14 protein-coding genes and 1 tRNA gene are annotated in these 16157 nt (G+C 65.8%); 10 read left to right on the forward strand and 5 right to left on the reverse strand.

From position 1 onward, the window contains the following. The 10 genes from ACCC97_RS22910 to ACCC97_RS22955 all read left to right on the forward strand — a co-directional run. Positions 1 to 971, forward strand: a 971-nt coding sequence (locus ACCC97_RS22910; protein ID WP_413335217.1) for a polyprenyl synthetase family protein, incomplete at its 5' end; no start/stop codon positions are given. 53 nt (positions 972 to 1024) lie between these two features. Then, a tRNA-Pro gene (locus ACCC97_RS22915) sits at positions 1025 to 1101 on the forward strand. A 113-nt stretch (positions 1102 to 1214) separates the two neighbouring features. After that, positions 1215 to 2948: a type IV-A pilus assembly ATPase PilB gene (gene pilB, locus ACCC97_RS22920; RefSeq protein ID WP_413314776.1), complete on the forward strand. Its 1734-nt coding sequence runs from the start codon at positions 1215 to 1217 to the stop codon at positions 2946 to 2948. Between the two features lie 28 nt (positions 2949 to 2976). Then, on the forward strand, positions 2977 to 4206 hold the full coding sequence (locus tag ACCC97_RS22925) for a type II secretion system F family protein (RefSeq protein WP_007833240.1): 1230 nt from the start codon (positions 2977 to 2979) through the stop codon (positions 4204 to 4206). Then, positions 4206 to 5171, forward strand: coding sequence for a prepilin peptidase (locus ACCC97_RS22930; protein ID WP_056594048.1), 966 nt, complete (start codon positions 4206 to 4208; stop codon positions 5169 to 5171). The genes ACCC97_RS22925 and ACCC97_RS22930 overlap by 1 nt, the downstream gene beginning before the upstream one ends. An 8-nt stretch (positions 5172 to 5179) precedes the next feature. Beyond that, a complete protein-coding gene (gene coaE, locus ACCC97_RS22935) occupies positions 5180 to 5788 on the forward strand; it encodes a dephospho-CoA kinase (protein ID WP_007833238.1) in 609 nt (202 codons plus the stop codon). 69 nt (positions 5789 to 5857) lie between these two features. After that, on the forward strand, positions 5858 to 7351 hold the full coding sequence (locus tag ACCC97_RS22940) for an MBOAT family O-acyltransferase (RefSeq protein WP_413314775.1): 1494 nt from the start codon (positions 5858 to 5860) through the stop codon (positions 7349 to 7351). A 161-nt stretch (positions 7352 to 7512) separates the two neighbouring features. Further along, entirely contained in the window at positions 7513 to 8547 is a 1035-nt protein-coding gene (locus ACCC97_RS22945) for a hypothetical protein (RefSeq protein WP_007833234.1), read from the forward strand. A gap of 30 nt (positions 8548 to 8577) precedes the next feature. Further along, positions 8578 to 9333, forward strand: coding sequence for a cell division protein ZapD (gene zapD, locus ACCC97_RS22950; protein ID WP_007833232.1), 756 nt, complete (start codon positions 8578 to 8580; stop codon positions 9331 to 9333). Beyond that, positions 9330 to 9542 carry a DNA gyrase inhibitor YacG gene (locus ACCC97_RS22955; RefSeq protein ID WP_007833230.1) on the forward strand — a complete coding sequence of 71 codons (213 nt, stop codon included), beginning with the start codon at positions 9330 to 9332 and terminating at the stop codon, positions 9540 to 9542. Before zapD ends, ACCC97_RS22955 begins: the two co-directional genes overlap by 4 nt. Before the next feature lie 12 nt (positions 9543 to 9554). Here the strand turns inward: ACCC97_RS22955 and ACCC97_RS22960 are convergent, their stop codons facing one another. From ACCC97_RS22960 to argJ, 5 genes are all read right to left on the reverse strand, one after another. Next, positions 9555 to 11525 carry an acyltransferase family protein gene (locus tag ACCC97_RS22960; RefSeq protein ID WP_413335219.1) on the reverse strand — a complete coding sequence of 657 codons (1971 nt, stop codon included), beginning with the start codon at positions 11523 to 11525 and terminating at the stop codon, positions 9555 to 9557. A gap of 17 nt (positions 11526 to 11542) precedes the next feature. Next, a complete protein-coding gene (locus ACCC97_RS22965; protein ID WP_413335243.1) occupies positions 11543 to 13510 on the reverse strand; it encodes an acyltransferase family protein in 1968 nt (655 codons plus the stop codon). 3 nt (positions 13511 to 13513) lie between these two features. Beyond that, on the reverse strand, positions 13514 to 13960 hold the full coding sequence (locus ACCC97_RS22970; RefSeq protein ID WP_007833225.1) for an NUDIX domain-containing protein: 447 nt from the start codon (positions 13958 to 13960) through the stop codon (positions 13514 to 13516). Continuing rightward, a complete protein-coding gene (locus tag ACCC97_RS22975) occupies positions 13957 to 14832 on the reverse strand; it encodes an ATP-binding protein (protein WP_042673371.1) in 876 nt (291 codons plus the stop codon). The genes ACCC97_RS22970 and ACCC97_RS22975 overlap by 4 nt, the downstream gene beginning before the upstream one ends. An 82-nt stretch (positions 14833 to 14914) precedes the next feature. After that, entirely contained in the window at positions 14915 to 16144 is a 1230-nt protein-coding gene (gene argJ, locus ACCC97_RS22980; protein ID WP_413335221.1) for a bifunctional glutamate N-acetyltransferase/amino-acid acetyltransferase ArgJ, read from the reverse strand. Positions 16145 to 16157 lie beyond the last annotated feature (13 nt).

Genomic DNA, 16157 nt, shown 5'->3' on the forward strand with positions numbered 1-16157 from the left:
CCTCCCCCACCGCCACCGTGCTGGACCTGATTGCCGGCGACATGGTCGAAGTCGACCGTGTGATCGCCCGCCGCCTCGACACGGGCGTGCCGCTGGTCAGCCAAGTTTCAAGATACATCATCTCGGCTGGCGGCAAGCGCCTGCGGCCGGCGCTCCTGCTGCTGATGTCGGGCGCCTTGGGCTATACGGGCGAGCAGCGCTTCAATCTGGCGGCCGTCGTGGAGTTCATCCACACAGCCACCCTGCTGCACGACGACGTGGTCGATGAATCGACCCTTCGGCGCGGCCGGGCGACTGCCAACGAATCGTTCGGCAACCCGGCCAGCGTGCTGGTCGGCGACTTTCTCTATTCGCGCGCGTTCCAGATGATGTTGGATGCCAACAACATGCGCGTCATGCAGATCCTGGCCGAAGCAACCAACGTGATCGCCGAGGGCGAGGTGCTCCAGCTGATGAACATGCACGACGCATCGCTGGATGAGGCCGCCTATCTGCGCGTGATCCGCTCCAAGACCGCGAAGCTGTTTGAAGCCAGCACCCGCCTGGCGGCCGTGCTGGCGGGCGCCACCGCCGAAGTGGAGGAAGCCTGCGCCACTTACGGACAGGCGCTCGGCACCGCCTTCCAGGTGATCGACGACGTACTGGACTACGCGGGCGATGCCAACGAGACAGGAAAGAACGTCGGCGACGACCTGCGCGAAGGCAAGACCACGCTGCCGCTCATCTTCGCGATGCAGCACGGAACCCCGGCGCAGAGCGAACTGGTGCGCGCCGCCATCCAAGCGGGCGACACCGCCCAGCTGGGCAAGATCGTCGAGATCGTGCGCGAAACCGGCGCCCTTGCTGCCTCGCGCGCCGCCGCCGCCGCCGAGGCACAGCGAGCAATTCATGCATTGAAGGACCTCCCGTCCAATTTGCATGCTTCAGGTTTGCTACAATTGGCGGCTCAGTTGCTTGAGCGACGTGCCTGAACACCTCACCTGAGTTGGCATCTAGGACGATTTCTCTTTTTTCTTGCAACCATCGGGGTGTAGCTTAGCCTGGTAGAGCGCTACGTTCGGGACGTAGAGGCCGGAGGTTCGAATCCTCTCACCCCGACCAGCCGTTGGCTGGCATAAGTAAATGGCCATGCCTGTTGCTGTGTAGCGATTTACAGCAAAGGACTGTTCAGCGATGATCGTGAAGCATTTTTTCACATCTTTTTCATCCGTTGAATGGCCGCAGCCGAACTTCCAGTTAAAGAAACCTCGCAGATTGCCCTCCCGGGGCTTGCACGCGCCCTGGTGTCGGCAGGCAAGCTTCCTGCCAGGGTGGCCGAGGACATCTACCAGAAGTCCCTGAGCGGCCGCACCAGCTTCATCGCGGAGCTGACCGGCTCTGGCGCCGTCTCGGCCGCCGATCTCGCCCACACCCTTTCCACCGCCTTCGGCGCCCCGCTGCTCGACCTCGACGCAATCGATCCCCAGCGCCTGCCCAAGGACCTGCTCGACCCGAAGCTGTGCCATGCGTACCGCATCGTCGTCCTCAGCAAGCGCAACAACCGTCTGATTGTTGCAACAGCCGACCCCTCGGACCAACAGGCGGCAGAGAAGATCAAGTTCGCTTCCCAGATGGGCGTCGACTGGGTCATCGCGGAATACGACAAGCTGTCGCGAATGATCGAAGCCGCCGCCGTCAGTGCAGCGGAAACGATCAACAACATCGTCGGCAGCGAGTTCGAGTTCGACGACGTCACGGCCGACACCTCGGGCGACAGCAACGAGCAGGCGGTCGCCGAAGTCGAAGACGCGCCGGTCGTGCGCTTTCTCCACAAGATGCTGCTCGACGCGATCGGCATGCGCGCATCGGACATCCATTTCGAGCCCTACGAGCACCAGTACCGCGTACGGTTCCGGATCGACGGCGAGTTGCGCGAAATCGCCAGCCCGCCCACCGTCATCAAGGACAAACTGGCGTCGCGCATCAAGGTCATCTCGCGGCTCGACATCTCGGAGAAGCGCGTGCCGCAGGACGGCCGCATGAAGCTCAAGATCGGGCCCGATCGCGTCATCGACTTCCGCGTGAGCACTTTGCCCACGCTGTTCGGCGAGAAGATCGTCATTCGTGTCCTTGACCCCAGCAGCGCGCGCCTGGGCATCGACGCTCTGGGCTACGACGCAGACGAAAAGGAACGGCTCCTTCACGCCATCGGCCGGCCCTACGGCATGGTCCTGGTGACCGGTCCCACGGGCTCCGGCAAGACGGTGTCGCTCTACACCTGCCTGAACCTGCTGAACCAGCCGGGCGTCAACATCGCGACGGCGGAAGATCCGTCGGAAATCAACCTGCCCGGCGTCAACCAGGTCAACGTCAACGAACGGGCGGGACTGACCTTCGCGGCCGCGCTGCGCGCCTTCCTGCGGCAGGATCCGGACATCATCATGGTCGGCGAAATCCGCGACCTCGAAACCGCCGACATCTCGATCAAGGCCGCGCAAACGGGCCACCTGGTGCTCTCCACGCTGCACACCAACGACGCGCCGACGACGCTCACGCGGATGCGCAACATGGGTATCGCGCCGTTCAACATCGCATCGAGCGTGATCCTGATTACCGCGCAGCGCCTGACCCGCCGGCTGTGCACCCTCTGCCGCATGCCGGCCGACGTTCCGCGCGAAACGCTGCTCGACGCAGGGTTCAGGGAAGAAGATCTGGACGGCACCTGGAAGCCCTACCGCCCCGTCGGCTGCTCCGCCTGCAACGGCGGCTACAAGGGCCGCGTGGGCATCTACCAGGTGATGCCGATCTCGGAAGCCATCCAGGAAATCATCCTGCGCGACGGCAGCGCGCTCGACATCGCTCAGCAGTCCGAAAAAGAAGGCGTGCGTTCGCTGCGCCAGTCGGGTCTGCGAAAAGTCATGCAAGGTCTCACTTCGCTGGAAGAAGTGGTGGCCTGCACCAACGAATAACGAACACACACTGAGAACCGGAGATCGAATGGCAACAGTGGCATCCACCCGCTCCCAGCCCACGCACAAGGAATTTGTCTTCGAATGGGAAGGCAAGGACCGCAACGGCAAGGCGGTGCGCGGCGAACTTCGGGCCGCCGGCGAAAACCAGGTACAGGCTGCACTGCGCCGCCAGGGCGTGCTCGCCTCCAAGATCAAGAAGCGCCGCATGCGCTCCGGCAAGGCGATCAAGCCCAAGGACATCGCCATCTTCACGCGCCAGCTGGCGACCATGATGAAGGCCGGCGTGCCCTTGATGCAGTCCTTCGACATCGTCGGGCGCGGCAATGCGAACGCGAGCGTGGCCAAGCTGCTCAACGACATCCGCAGCGACGTGGAAACCGGCACCTCGCTGTCGGCCGCCTTCCGCAAGTTCCCGAAGTATTTCGACAACCTCTACTGCAACCTGGTGGAGGCCGGCGAAGCGGCCGGTATTCTGGAAGATCTGCTGGACCGCCTTGCCACGTACATGGAGAAGACCGAGGCGATCAAATCCAAGATCAAGTCGGCGTTGATGTACCCGACCTCGGTGGTGGTCGTGGCCTTTGTGGTGGTCGCGATCATCATGATCTTCGTGATTCCCGCGTTCAAGCAGGTGTTCACCTCGTTCGGGGCCGACCTTCCCGCACCAACGCTGTTCGTGATGGCCATGAGCGAATTCTTCGTCTCGTACTGGTGGCTGATCTTCGGCGGCATCGGCGGCGGCCTCTACTTCTTCATGCAGGCGTGGAAGCGCAACGAGCGCGTGCAGAAGGTCATGGACCGCCTGCTGCTTCGCATTCCGATCTTCGGCACCTTGATCGAGAAATCCTGCGTTGCACGCTGGACACGAACGCTTGCGACGATGTTCGCGGCGGGCGTCCCCCTCGTCGAGGCCCTCGACTCGGTGGGCGGCGCCTCGGGCAACAGTGTCTATGGCGACGCCACGGCGAAGATCCAGCAGGAGGTTTCCACGGGCACCAGCCTGACCTCGGCCATGACCAACGCCAACCTGTTCCCGTCGATGGTGATCCAGATGACCGCGATTGGCGAGGAATCGGGCTCCATCGACCACATGCTGGGCAAGGCCGCCGACTTCTACGAATCGGAAGTGGACGACATGGTCGCGGGCCTCTCGAGCCTGATGGAACCCATCATCATCGTGTTCCTCGGCACCATCATCGGCGGCATCGTGGTGTCGATGTACCTGCCCATCTTCAAGCTCGGCCAGGTCGTCTGATGCTCGTTTCGAGGGAGTTCGACACCGCGTTCGCCGGTGTGCTGGGGCTATTGATCGGCAGTTTCATGAACGTCGTCATCTACCGCACACCGGTGATGATGTATCGCGACTGGCTCGCCGATGCCGTTGCCAACCTCATGCCGTCGAAGGATGCGCCCTCGCTGTGGTCGCTGGCCTTCGGTCCAAAGGTGTCGCCTCCCGCGGGGCTGGAAGCGGCTGCCGACAAGGCCGCCGCAGTCCTCGAAGCGCAGCCCCCTTTCGACCTGACCCGCCCCGCATCGCGCTGCGGAAACTGCGGGCACAAGATCCGCTGGTACGAGAACATCCCCGTGCTGAGCTATCTCGTGCTGCGCGGGCGCTGCGCGTCTTGCAAGACTTCGATCAGTCCTCGCTACCCGCTGGTCGAACTGGTCACGGGCGCGCTGTTCGCGCTCTGCGCCTGGCGTTTCGGCATCACACCGGCCGGGGTGCTCTGGGCCGCATTCGGCGCCCTGCTGATCTGCCAGTTCCTGATCGATTTCGACACCCAGTTCCTGCCCGACTCGCTCAACTACCCCCTGCTCTGGCTCGGCCTGGTGGGTGCGGCCATGGGCTGGACCGGCGTGCCGCTGAGCTCTGCCGTCTGGGGTGCCGTGTTCGGCTACCTGAGCCTCTGGCTTGTGTACCATGGCTTTCGCCTGGTTACGGGCAAGGAAGGCATGGGCTATGGAGACTTCAAACTGCTCGCCGCGCTGGGCGCCTGGCTCGGCGCCGACTACCTCATCGCGATCATCCTCGTCTCTTCTCTGGTGGGCGCGGTGATCGGTGTGACGCTGCGCGTCGCCGGCAAACTGGCGCACAAGGACATTCCCATCGCCTTCGGCCCCTTCCTGGCCGGCGCGGGCCTCGTCTGCCTCGTGGCGGGCCCCGAAATCGTGAGGCAATGGATTCCGTTCGCCTTTCCCCTCGGCGCACTGATCCATTGATACACCGCATGGTGCGGCGCATCGGCCTGACGGGCGGTATCGGAAGCGGCAAGAGTACCGTCGCGGGGCTGTTGGTCGCCCAGGGGGCGGTGCTGGTGGACACCGACGCCATCGCGCGGGCCATCGCGCTCCCGGGCGGCATTGCCATGCCGGCCCTCGAAGCCGCTTTCGGCGCCGAAATCATTGCCCCCGACGGCGGCCTGGACAGGGCCGCCATGCGGCAGATCGTGTTCGCGGATGCAGGCGCCAAGGCCCGCCTCGAATCCATCCTCCACCCCTTGATCGGCGCCGAAACGCAGCGCCTGGCCGCGGCCGCCGGCGAGGACGCGGTCGTCGTGTTCGATGTTCCCCTGCTCGTCGAATCCGGCCGCTGGCGCGCCCTCGTCGACCGGGTGCTGGTGGTCGACGCCACCGAGGAAACGCAGCTGAAACGCGTCGTCGCACGCTCGGGTTGGGCACCCGAAGCGGTCAAGGCGGTGATTGCCCAGCAGGCCACGCGCCCGGCACGCCGGGCCGCCGCCGATGCGGTCATTTTCAACGAGTCCCTGACGCTGGAGGAACTCGGCCAGCAGGTTCAGGGTCTCTGGGAACGGTGGATTCGGGCAGGCACGCGATAATTTGGCGTTGACGCCGCGACGGCTACACGACGACCACGTCAAACGGCGCACGCCTCAGCGCCCCTCACGATGCTTTTCAATTCGTATTCCTTCATCTTCGTTTTCTTCCCGCTGGTCCTGATCGGCTTCTTCCTGATCGGTACGCGCAGCCCCCGGTCGGCGGCGGGTTTCCTGGCACTGGCGTCACTGTTCTTCTACGGGTGGTGGAGCGTCAAGGCACTGCCCCTCCTGCTGGGGTCGATCTGCATCAACTACTGGTTCGGGCTGCGGCTGACGCCTTCTCCGGGCCGCGAGGACAAGCATCGCAAGGCCTTGCTGATCATCGCGCTGGTGGTCAACCTCGGGGTGCTGGCCGTCTTCAAGTACGCCAACTTCTTCCTGGAAAACGTCGATGCCGGCTTGGCGGCTGCGGGCTTCTCGCAGATCGATCTGGTGCACATCGTGCTGCCGATCGGCATCTCGTTCTACACGTTCACGCAGATCGCCTTTCTGGTCGACTGCTGGCAGGGCAAGGTGCACGAGCGCAGCTTTGTCCACTACGCGCTGTTCGTGACCTATTTCCCACACCTGATCGCGGGCCCGGTGCTGCATCACGCGCAGATGATGCCGCAGTTCAACAATCCGGCCACCTACCGATTCAACGCGAACAACGTGGCGCTCGGACTGGGCATCTTCGTCTTCGGCCTGGCCAAGAAGATGCTGATCGCCGACCCGCTCGGGCAGTACGCCGACATGATGTTCAAGGGCGTGCACGAAGGCGTGATGCCCTCGCTGTACACGGCCTGGTTCGGTGTGCTGGCCTACACGCTGCAGATCTATTTCGACTTCTCGGGCTACTCCGACATGGCGGTGGGCCTGTCGCTGTGCGTGGGCGTGCAGCTGCCGCTCAACTTCAGGTCGCCCTACAAGTCGACCAACATGATCGAGTTCTGGCGGCGCTGGCACATCTCGCTGTCGACTTTCCTGCGCGACTATCTCTACGTGCCGCTCGGCGGCAACCGCAAGGGCCCGGCGCGGCGCTACATCAATCTCTTTCTCACGATGCTGCTGGGCGGCCTGTGGCACGGCGCGGCCTGGACCTTCGTCATCTGGGGTGCACTGCACGGCGCGTACCTGATGGTCAACCACTTCTGGAACGCGAAGGTCCGGCGCGGCAAGACCGGAAGCACGGTGCTCGGCCGCGTGGCCGGCTGGTTCATCACCTTCCTGTGCGTCATGATCGCCTGGGTTGTGTTCCGGGCCGACAGCATGACGGCCGCCGTCGAGATCTACAAGGGCATGCTGGGCCTGCACGGCGCGCCCGTGTCGGCCTTCAGCGAATTCCGCGTGCCGTTCCGCAAGCCCGAGTTCTTCCAGACCGTCTTCGCCGGCCTGGTGATCTGCCTGGCGCTGCCGCCCACCATCACGCTCGACCGCTGGATTCCCAACGTCGCGGGCCTGGCCGGACGCCCCCGCCTCCAGCGCCTGGCCACCTGGGTCACGGGCCTGGGCTGCGTCTATCTTTTTGGCCTGTGCGTGTCGAAGTTCGGCAGCTACAGCCCGTTCCTCTATTTCCAGTTCTGAAATGAATCTCCCCCAGGCTTCGCGCACTTCGTGTCGCTTCTCCTACCCCCTCGCCGGGGGCGACGCCGGTGGCCCGGCAAAGCCGGTTCCACGGCGTCCCGCGAATGGAGCATGCCCGGTTCATGCGCTGGAGACCATTCGGAGTGCAGTGGAGAGCTGAGATGGAAGACACGAAATCGGCCAGGACCTGGCTTCGCATCTTCGCCGCGGGCTACCTGGTGTGCTGCGCGCTGCTGGTCGCCAGCCTCTTCACCCCCGTTCCCTACGGCGACCTGACCCGCATCGGCCGCATCTCGGAGCGCGAATTCGGCTGGCAAGTGCCACCGCCGCCGATTCCCGACGCCGACGTCAAGACCTGGCCAATCAACGAATCCGACATCCTGGTGATCGGCGACAGCTTCTCCGTGCGCTACGCCTGGCAGGCGTCCCTCGTGGGCGCAGGCTACAAGATGACGACCACCCACTGGGACAATCTCGGCGGCACGCTGTGCGACGACTTCCCGGGCTGGCTCGAGAAGTCGGGCTTCAAGGGCAAGGTCGTGATCGTCGAGAGCATCGAGCGCCTGCTGCAGGACCGCATCGAGAAGTCCGAGAGCTGCAAGGCGATGAAGCACGCCTTCAAGCCGACGCCGCCGCCGTTCGAGAACCCGGCCAGGCCGGCGCCCGGCTTCCAGCTCAACTGGGATGCCCAGCTGCTCAGCGGCTGGTTCACGTACCACAACACCAAGGCCATCCTGGCCTCCGACAGCTGGACCAACACGCCCGAGCGCTGGGGTCCGCTGATCGACGCGCGCGTGGTGCCCGATGGCTGCAAGCAGTTCAGCCACCGCGCCTGCGACAAACTGCTGATGACCGCCGAAGACCGTGTCAACGCGGCGCTGACAGCCGAGTCCGCGCAATTCATGAAGCGCTTCGAGCGCACGGCCGCACCCTACAAGGTGATGTGGATGGTCGTGCCCAACAAGACCACCGTGTATTTGCAACAAAACCATGCCGATGCATTCCGCGCCGCATTCAACCCGCAAAATATCGGGCCGGACCTGTTTGCGCTGGCCGAGCAGAACCGATTCAAGGTGAAGGATCTTTTCCCCGCCAACGAGACCCACGTTTCGACCCGGGGTTACATTCTTTTTGGGCAGCGTATGCTGGAGGCTGTGCGCGAGGTGTTCCCGCCACCGGTCGCCAAATCGCAATGAGCCCGAACCCGACGTGAAAAACCGATACGCGTGATCCTCTACGAGTACCCTTTCAACGAGCGCATCCGCACGTACCTGCGGCTGGAGCACCTGTTTCGCCGCCTCGGCGAGCTGGTGCCCGCTGAATCGCCGCTGTCCCATCACTACGCCCTGGTCACGATCTTCGAGATCATGGACGTCGCCGCGCGCGCCGACCTCAAGGCCGACGTGCTGCGCGACCTCGACAAGCACAAGAACGTCTTCAACAGCTACCGGGGTAATCCGGCCATCGCCGAGGCCGTGCTCGACCAGGTCGTCGGCCAGCTCGAAGGCAACTTCACCGCCCTCAACAGCGTGGCCGGCAAAGCCGGCCAGGCGCTGACCGAGAACGAGTGGCTCATGAGCATTCGCAGCCGCGCCGGCATCCCGGGCGGCACCTGCGAGTTCGACCTGCCCGCCTACTACGCCTGGCAGCACCGCCCCGCCGCCAGCCGCCGCGCCGATCTCGAACGCTGGTCGAACACCCTCTCACCGCTGGCCTCGTCGATCTACCTGCTGCTCAAGCTGCTGCGCGACGCCGACGTGCCCTACAAGGTGATCGCCAGCAATGGCCAGTTCCAGCAGAACCTGCCGCAGGGCCGCAGCTTCCAGCTGCTGCGCCTGCGCATCGACCCCAAGCTCGGCCTGATCCCTGAAATCAGCGGCAACCGCCTCATGGTCTCGGTGCGCCTGATGCACCACGACGCGGACGACCGCCTTCATCAAAGCTCGAACGACGCGCCCTTCGAGCTGACCCTCTGCGCATGACAACGCGGTTGAACAGCAAGGGCGAGCGGATCGTCCGCTGCCCCACATGCGGCGGCGACAGCATCTACGCGCCGAGCAACGCCTACAGGCCCTTCTGCAGCGCGCGCTGCAAGGGCGTCGACCTGGGCGCCTGGGCCAGCGAAGAATTCCGCATGCCGGCCGAAGCGCCGCCGGACGACGAGCCTTTCGGCGACCCGAAGATCCAGTAGGCCGCCGCAGGGCTACTTGCCGCCGGCGTCCTCGTCGAGCAATGCAGGGTCGATGTACGTCGCAAAGCTGCGTGCATACCTGGGCCGGAGGTGGCCGATGTCCTTGTAGGCCGGCGACCCGTCGTCGGGCATGCTGCGAATGCACTGGCCATCGGCGCACAGGCTCGCAAAAGGCTCGATGACCCGTGCGCCGTTGGCCTCGGCCACCTGCTTCAGCCGCGCGTTGAGCACGGCCTGGTCTTGCGGCATCGGGGCCTTGAGCTGTCCGCCGGCGGCCGTCATGCCTCCGAGCCGGCTGCCCTGGATCTGCTTGAGCGGATCGAAATCCATCCCGACCGGATTGCCGAGCACGAGGTAGACCGTCTTGTGCGCCGACAGGCGCTTCAGCACCTCGCCCAGCGACTTCAGCGACAGCTCGATGCCGTCCCCGTTGAGGAACGGGTGCACGGCCTTCCGGTCGTCCAGGAAGTAGTTCACCGTGGGCCCGGCGCCGGTGAAATAGCAGCTCCAGCAGCCCCCGATCACCACCGAATCGATGTCCGGCTTGAGCGCCAGGTCGAGCACGGCCTGGCGCCGCTCCTCGCACCCCGTGTCGGCGCTACTGAACAGGCCGGGCACGGGCGGGCACGAGCCCTTGGTCGCAAAGTACACCGTGCGGGCCCTGCCGGGCTGCGTGCGCACCAGCTCGAGCGCGCGCGGTGCGTATTGCTCGACGTGGCTGTCGCCGATCAGCAGCACGTTGTGCCTGCCGCTGCCGGCGCGGTAGACGAACTGCCCGCCCAGCGCGGTCTCCTCGAAGCCGCCGTAGTAGTTGTCTTCGCGCGTCGCGTCGGCCACCGCCTGCAGGGCCTGGCTGTCGTTGCGCGGAGGAGGCGTCCCCAGGAAGACCAGCGCGCCGGCCAGCGCCAGCGCCGCGCCGCCGCCCGCGAGTCCGCGCAGCATGCCTTGCGAGAGATGAAGCTTGACGAAGCGTTCCAGGAAACGATAAGTGGCCCAGGCCAGCACCACTGCCGCCACCACCAGCACGATGCGCACCTGCAGCGGCGGCTCCCCGCCCGCCACGATGCGCGCATACGAAAGCAGCGGCCAGTGCCAGAGGTACAGCGGATAGCTGATCAGCCCGATCCACACCATGACGCGGTTCGACAGCAGATACCGGTTGAGCACGCCGTTGGGACCGGCGGCGATGCAGCTCACCGCGCCCAGCACCGGCAGCAGCGCCCACCAGCCCGGAAACGCCTTGGTGCTGCGCGTCATGAAGAGGCCGAGCACGATCAGGCCCATGCCGACGACGGACTGCACATGCTTCGTCCACGGACGCGGCTGCGCCGAACCATTGCTGGCGGCCTGCAGCCGCATCGCCGCCAGCAGGCCGCCGGCCATCAGCTCCCACGCACGCGACAGCGGCGAATAGAACGCCGCCGCGCGGTGCGGCTGCACGGTCAGCACGTTGACCAGGAACGAGATCACCGCCACCGCCAGCGTCACGCGCAGCATCGGCCAGCGCCTGCGCCAGGCCAGCCCCAGCAGCAGGGGCCAGAAGATGTAGAACTGCTCCTCGATGCCCAGCGACCACAGATGCAACAGCGGCTTGGTCTCGGCCGTCGCATCGAAGTAGCCCGCCTCACCCAGGAAGACGAGGTTGGCAAAGAAGGCGGCCCCGCCGGTGGTCTGCTTGCCGAGCTGCGAGAACTCGCCCGGCAGCAGCACATACCAGCCGAAAGCCAGCGTCGCGAGCAGCACCAGCACCAGCGCAGGAAAGATGCGCCGGATGCGCCGCGCATAGAAATCGCGGTAGCTGAAATCGCCCGCGGCCAGGCTCTGCAGAAGAATGGTCGTGATCAGGAAGCCCGAGATCACGAAGAAGATGTCGACCCCGATGAAGCCGCCCGGCAGCAGGCTCGGAAAGGCGTGGTACGCCAGCACCGAGCCCACCGCGATGGCACGCAGGCCGTCGATGTCGGGGCGGTACTTGGGATGCATGGTTGGCGAAGGCCCGCTCAGCGCGACGGCTGCTGTGCGGCAGGCGCGGTGCGCACCGTGCGGTCGAAGTAGCTCGCCTCTTCCCGGGTGTAGCGTGGGCGCAGGTGGTCGGCGTCCTTGTAGGCGGGCGAACCGTCGGGCATCGTGCGCAAGCACTGGTCGGCCTTGCACAGCACCGCCATGGCGTCGATGGCTTCGGCCCCGCTCGCGGCTGCGATCGCGCGCAGCCGGTCATTGAGCTGCTTCTGGTCGGCCGGCAGCGGCGCCGTCGGCGTCGAGGTCATGACCTCCATGTGCGTCAGGCGGCTGCCCTCGATCAGGCGCTTCGGCGAAAACTCCGTGCCGGCAGGGTTGTCGAGCAGCAGGTAGACCTTCTTGTGGCGCGCCAGCTCGCGCAGCGTGGACTCCATCGAAGCCAGCGAACGCTCGATGCCGTCGCCGTTCTGGAACGGGTGGATCTTGTTGCTGCTGTCGCGGAAGTAGTAGTCGGTGGCGCCCTGGCCGACGAAGTAGCAGTTCCAGCAACCGCCGATCACCACCGAGTCGACCTCGGGGCCCAGCGCATAGGCCAGCATCGCGTCGCGCCGCTCGGCGCAGCCGATGTTCTTGTCCGCGTACACGCCGGGCACCGCGGGGCAGGCGCCCTGGGTCGCGAACCAGGCCGACTTGCCTTCCATCGCCAGCGTGCGTGCGAGTTCCATCACGCGCGGCGCGTACTGCTGCACGTGGCTGTCGCCCAGGAACAGCACCCGCCTAGGCCCGCCACCGACCTTGTAGATCAGTTGCTCGCCGATCTGGTCGAGCTTGAAGCCCCCGTAGTAATCGGCGTCCAGCGTGGCGTTGGCCACGGTCTGCAGCTTGGGGCTGCTGTTGCGCGGCTCGGGCACGCCCAGGAAGATGGCGGCGCCCGCCACGGCCACCAGCACCATGCCGGCGCCCAGCGCCTTCAACGTGCCTGCACCCGGACGATTCCTCGCGAAGCGCTCCACGAAGCGGTACGTCGCCCAGGCCAGCAGCACGCTCGCCACCAACGCGGCGGCGCGGTAGGCCGGCACCGGATGCAGCGGATCGGCTTCCACGATGCGCACGAACGCCAGCAGCGGCCAGTGCCACAGGTACAGCGGATAGCTGATGAGGCCGACCCACACCATCACGCGGTTCGACAGCAGGTACCTGTTCAGCACGCCGGCCGGCCCCGCCGCGATGCAGCTCACCGCGCCCAGCGTGGGCAGCAGCGGCCACCAGCCCGGGAACGCCTTGTTGCTGCGGATCATCACCAGACCGAGCACGATCAACCCGACGCCCAGCACCGACTGCACATGGCTGCGCCATGCGCTGGGCGCCGGCGGGCGCAGCCGCATGCAGGCCAGGATGCCGCCGACCATCAGCTCCCAGAAACGGGAGGCCGGCGAGTAGAACGACGCCGCCGGCAGCGGGTGCACCGTCGCCACGTTCACCACGAACGAGACCGCCGCCACCGCCAGCACCACGCGCACGATCGGCCAGCGCTTGCGCCATGCGAGCCCAAGCAGCAGCGGCCAGAAGATGTAGAACTGTTCCTCGATGCCCAGCGACCACAGGTGCAGCAGCGGCTTGGTTTCGGCGGCCGTGTCGAAGTAGCCCGATTCACCCCAGAACACCAGGTTGGCGACGAACGTCGTGCCGCCCACGGTCTGCCTGCCCAGCTCGGCGAACTCGTCGGACAGCAGCAGGTACCAGCCGGCAAGCAGCGTTGCCAGCAACACAACGATCAGTGCCGGAAAGATCCGCCGGATGCGCCGCTCGTAGAAGTCGCGGTAGGTGAAGTCGCCCGCCGCGAGGCTTTGGAGAATGATGGTCGTGATCAGGAAACCCGAGATCACGAAGAAGATGTCGACCCCGACGAAACCGCCCATCAGCGCCTTCGGGAAGGCGTGGTAAACCAGCACGGAGCTCACCGCGATGGCGCGCAGCCCGTCGATGTCCGGACGGTACTTGGGGTGCATCAATCAGGAAGCCGGCGCGACAACCGGCGGCGCCACGAACGGCAGGCCACGCTCTTCGCACAGCCATTGCAGCACCGGGAAGGCACCCGGCAGCACCGGCGCCACCTCCAGCGGCAGCTGTTGCCAGGCCATCTGCTGGCCCTCGCGCATCTCGAACTCGCCGCTCCAGGCCGTGACCTTGCACCAGTGCAGGCGCACCAGCGCATGCGGGTAGTCGTGCTCCGTGACCTTCCAGACTTCGGCGCCGTCGATGGTGATGCCGAGCTCTTCATGCAGCTCGCGCCGCAATGCCTGTTCGACCGTCTCGCCCGCCTCGATCTTGCCGCCGGGAAACTCCCAGTAGCCCGCATAGGCCTTGCCTTCGGGCCGGGTCGAGAGCAGCAGTGCGTCGTCGGACAGGCGGATCAGCACGCCAACCGCGACCTCGGTGTGCTTGCGCGCTTCGGTCACGCGTTGCTCCGGCCCGCGTAGTCGCGCGCGAACTGGTAGGCCACGCGGCCGCTGCGCGAACCGCGCTCCAGTGCCCAGACCAGCGCCTCGGGCCGCGCGGCCTCGATGGCAGCCTTGTCCACGCCGAACGACGAGAGCCACTGCGCGACGATCGCCAGGTACTCGTTCTGGCTGAAGGGATAGAAACTCACCCAGAGGCCGAAGCGCTCCGACAGGGAGATCTTTTCCTCGATCACTTCGCCCGGATGCACCTCGCCATCCTCGGTGTGGGTGTACGAGAGGTTGTCCTTCATGTACTCGGGCAGCAGGTGGCGCCGGTTGCTGGTCGCGTAGATCAGCACGTTGGGCGTCGAGGCCGCGATCGAGCCGTCGAGGATCGACTTGAGCGCCTTGTAGCCCGGCTCGCCCTCGTCGAAGCTCAGGTCGTCGCTGAACACGATGAACTTCTCGGGCCGCTGCGAGACCACCTCGACGATGTCGGGCAGGTCGGTCAGTTCGGCCTTGTCGACCTCGATCAGGCGCAGGCCCTGCGGCGCGTAGGCCTGCAGGCAGGCGCGGATCAGCGACGACTTGCCCGTGCCACGCGCGCCCGTCAGCAGCACGTTGTTGGCCGGCTTGCCTTCGACGAACTGGCGGGTGTTGCGCTCGATCTTTTCCTTCTGGACGTCGATTTCCTTCAGGCTGTCGAGTGCCATCGCGGCCACGTGCTTCACGGGCTCGAGCACGCCGTGGCCCGAGCTGCGGCGGCGGTAGCGCCAGGCGATCGACGCGTTCCAGTCGGCGGGCGCGGCCAGGGGCTGCGGCAGGATCGACTCGATGCGGCCGATCAGCTGTTCGGCGCGCTCGAGCAGCTTCTGGAACTGCTCGTTCATCTGCGCCCGCCCGGCCGTCCGAAGAGCGTAGAGCGCCCCCTCGGGGGGCAGCGACGACACGAAGTGCGGAGCGTGGGGGTCATCAGGATCTGTAGTCGGCGTTGATCGTCACGTATTCGTGGCTGAAGTCGCAGGTCCACACGGTCTCGCTGGCATTGCCGCGGCCCAGGCCGATGCGCACAGTGATCTCGCTCTGCTTCATCACGCGCTGGCCGTCTTCCTCGCGGTACGACGGGTTGCGCCCGCCCTTGACCGCCACGTGCACGTCGTCGAGGAACAGGTCGATGCCGGTCTGGTCGAGGTCGGCAATGCCCGCGTAGCCCACAGCCGCGAGGATGCGGCCCAGGTTCGGGTCGCTGGCATAGAAGGCCGTCTTGACCAGCGGCGAATGCGCCACCGCGTACGCCACCTGCCTGCACTCGGCAGCGTCCTTGCCGCCGTCGACCTGGATGGTGATGAACTTGGTCGCGCCTTCGCCGTCGCGCACGATGGCCTGCGCCAGCTGGCGAGCCACATTCTGCATCGCGGCCACCAGCGCTTGGCCATCGGCCGAGTCGAGCGAGGTGATGGGGGCGTGCGCCGCCTTCTGCGTGGCGATGACCACGAACGAGTCGTTGGTCGAGGTGTCGCCGTCGATGGTCACGCGGTTGAACGAAGCATCGGCCAACAGCTTGGCCAGCGGCTGGATCAGCGAGGGATCGATCTTCGCGTCGGTCGCCATGAAGCCCAGCATGGTCGCCATGTTCGGGCGGATCATGCCGGCACCCTTGCTGATGCCGGTGATGGCGACCGTGGCACCGCCGATCTGCACCTGCTGGCTGAAGGCCTTGGGGATCGTGTCGGTGGTCATGATGCCCTCGGCCGCGCGCGCCCAGTGGTTCGCATCGGCATCGGCCAGTGCGGCCGGCAGGCCCGCCTCGATGCGGTCGACGGGCAGCGGCTCCATGATCACGCCGGTGGAAAACGGCAGGATCTGCTCGGGCGCGATCTCCAGCTTGCGCGCGAGCGCAATGCAGGTGGAGCGCGTGCGCATCAGGCCGTCTTCGCCCGTGCCGGCGTTCGCATTGCCGGTGTTGATCACCATCGCGCGGATGCCGTAGTTCGCGGCCAGGTGGTCGCGGCAGACCTGCACCGGCGCGGCGCAGAAACGGTTCTGGGTGAACACCCCGCCGACCGCCGAGCCTTCGTCGATCAGCACGACCGTCAGGTCCTTGCGGTTGGCCTTTCGTACGCCTGCTTCGGCCACGCCGATGCGGACGCCGGGCACCGCGAACAAGGCGGCAGGATCGGGAGCGGACAGGTTCACTGGCATGGCGATTTCTCTA

The sequence above is a fragment of the Variovorax sp. Varisp85 genome (assembly GCF_047304045.1).
GTDB lineage: Bacteria > Pseudomonadota > Gammaproteobacteria > Burkholderiales > Burkholderiaceae_C > Variovorax.

What these genes read in the sequence shown, in the direction of transcription:
- pilB (WP_413314776.1), top strand. Translation starts at nt 1,215, where the DNA reads ATGGCCGCAGCCGAACTTCCAGTTAAAGAAACCTCGCAGATTGCCCTC.
- ACCC97_RS22925 (WP_007833240.1), top strand. Translation starts at nt 2,977, where the DNA reads ATGGCAACAGTGGCATCCACCCGCTCCCAGCCCACGCACAAGGAATTT.
- ACCC97_RS22930 (WP_056594048.1), top strand. Translation starts at nt 4,206, where the DNA reads ATGCTCGTTTCGAGGGAGTTCGACACCGCGTTCGCCGGTGTGCTGGGG.
- coaE (WP_007833238.1), top strand. Translation starts at nt 5,180, where the DNA reads ATGGTGCGGCGCATCGGCCTGACGGGCGGTATCGGAAGCGGCAAGAGT.
- ACCC97_RS22940 (WP_413314775.1), top strand. Translation starts at nt 5,858, where the DNA reads ATGCTTTTCAATTCGTATTCCTTCATCTTCGTTTTCTTCCCGCTGGTC.
- ACCC97_RS22945 (WP_007833234.1), top strand. Translation starts at nt 7,513, where the DNA reads ATGGAAGACACGAAATCGGCCAGGACCTGGCTTCGCATCTTCGCCGCG.
- ACCC97_RS22955 (WP_007833230.1), top strand. Translation starts at nt 9,330, where the DNA reads ATGACAACGCGGTTGAACAGCAAGGGCGAGCGGATCGTCCGCTGCCCC.
- ACCC97_RS22960 (WP_413335219.1), bottom strand. Translation starts at nt 11,525, where the DNA reads ATGCATCCCAAGTACCGCCCCGACATCGACGGCCTGCGTGCCATCGCG.
- ACCC97_RS22965 (WP_413335243.1), bottom strand. Translation starts at nt 13,510, where the DNA reads ATGCACCCCAAGTACCGTCCGGACATCGACGGGCTGCGCGCCATCGCG.
- ACCC97_RS22975 (WP_042673371.1), bottom strand. Translation starts at nt 14,832, where the DNA reads ATGAACGAGCAGTTCCAGAAGCTGCTCGAGCGCGCCGAACAGCTGATC.
- argJ (WP_413335221.1), bottom strand. Translation starts at nt 16,144, where the DNA reads ATGCCAGTGAACCTGTCCGCTCCCGATCCTGCCGCCTTGTTCGCGGTG.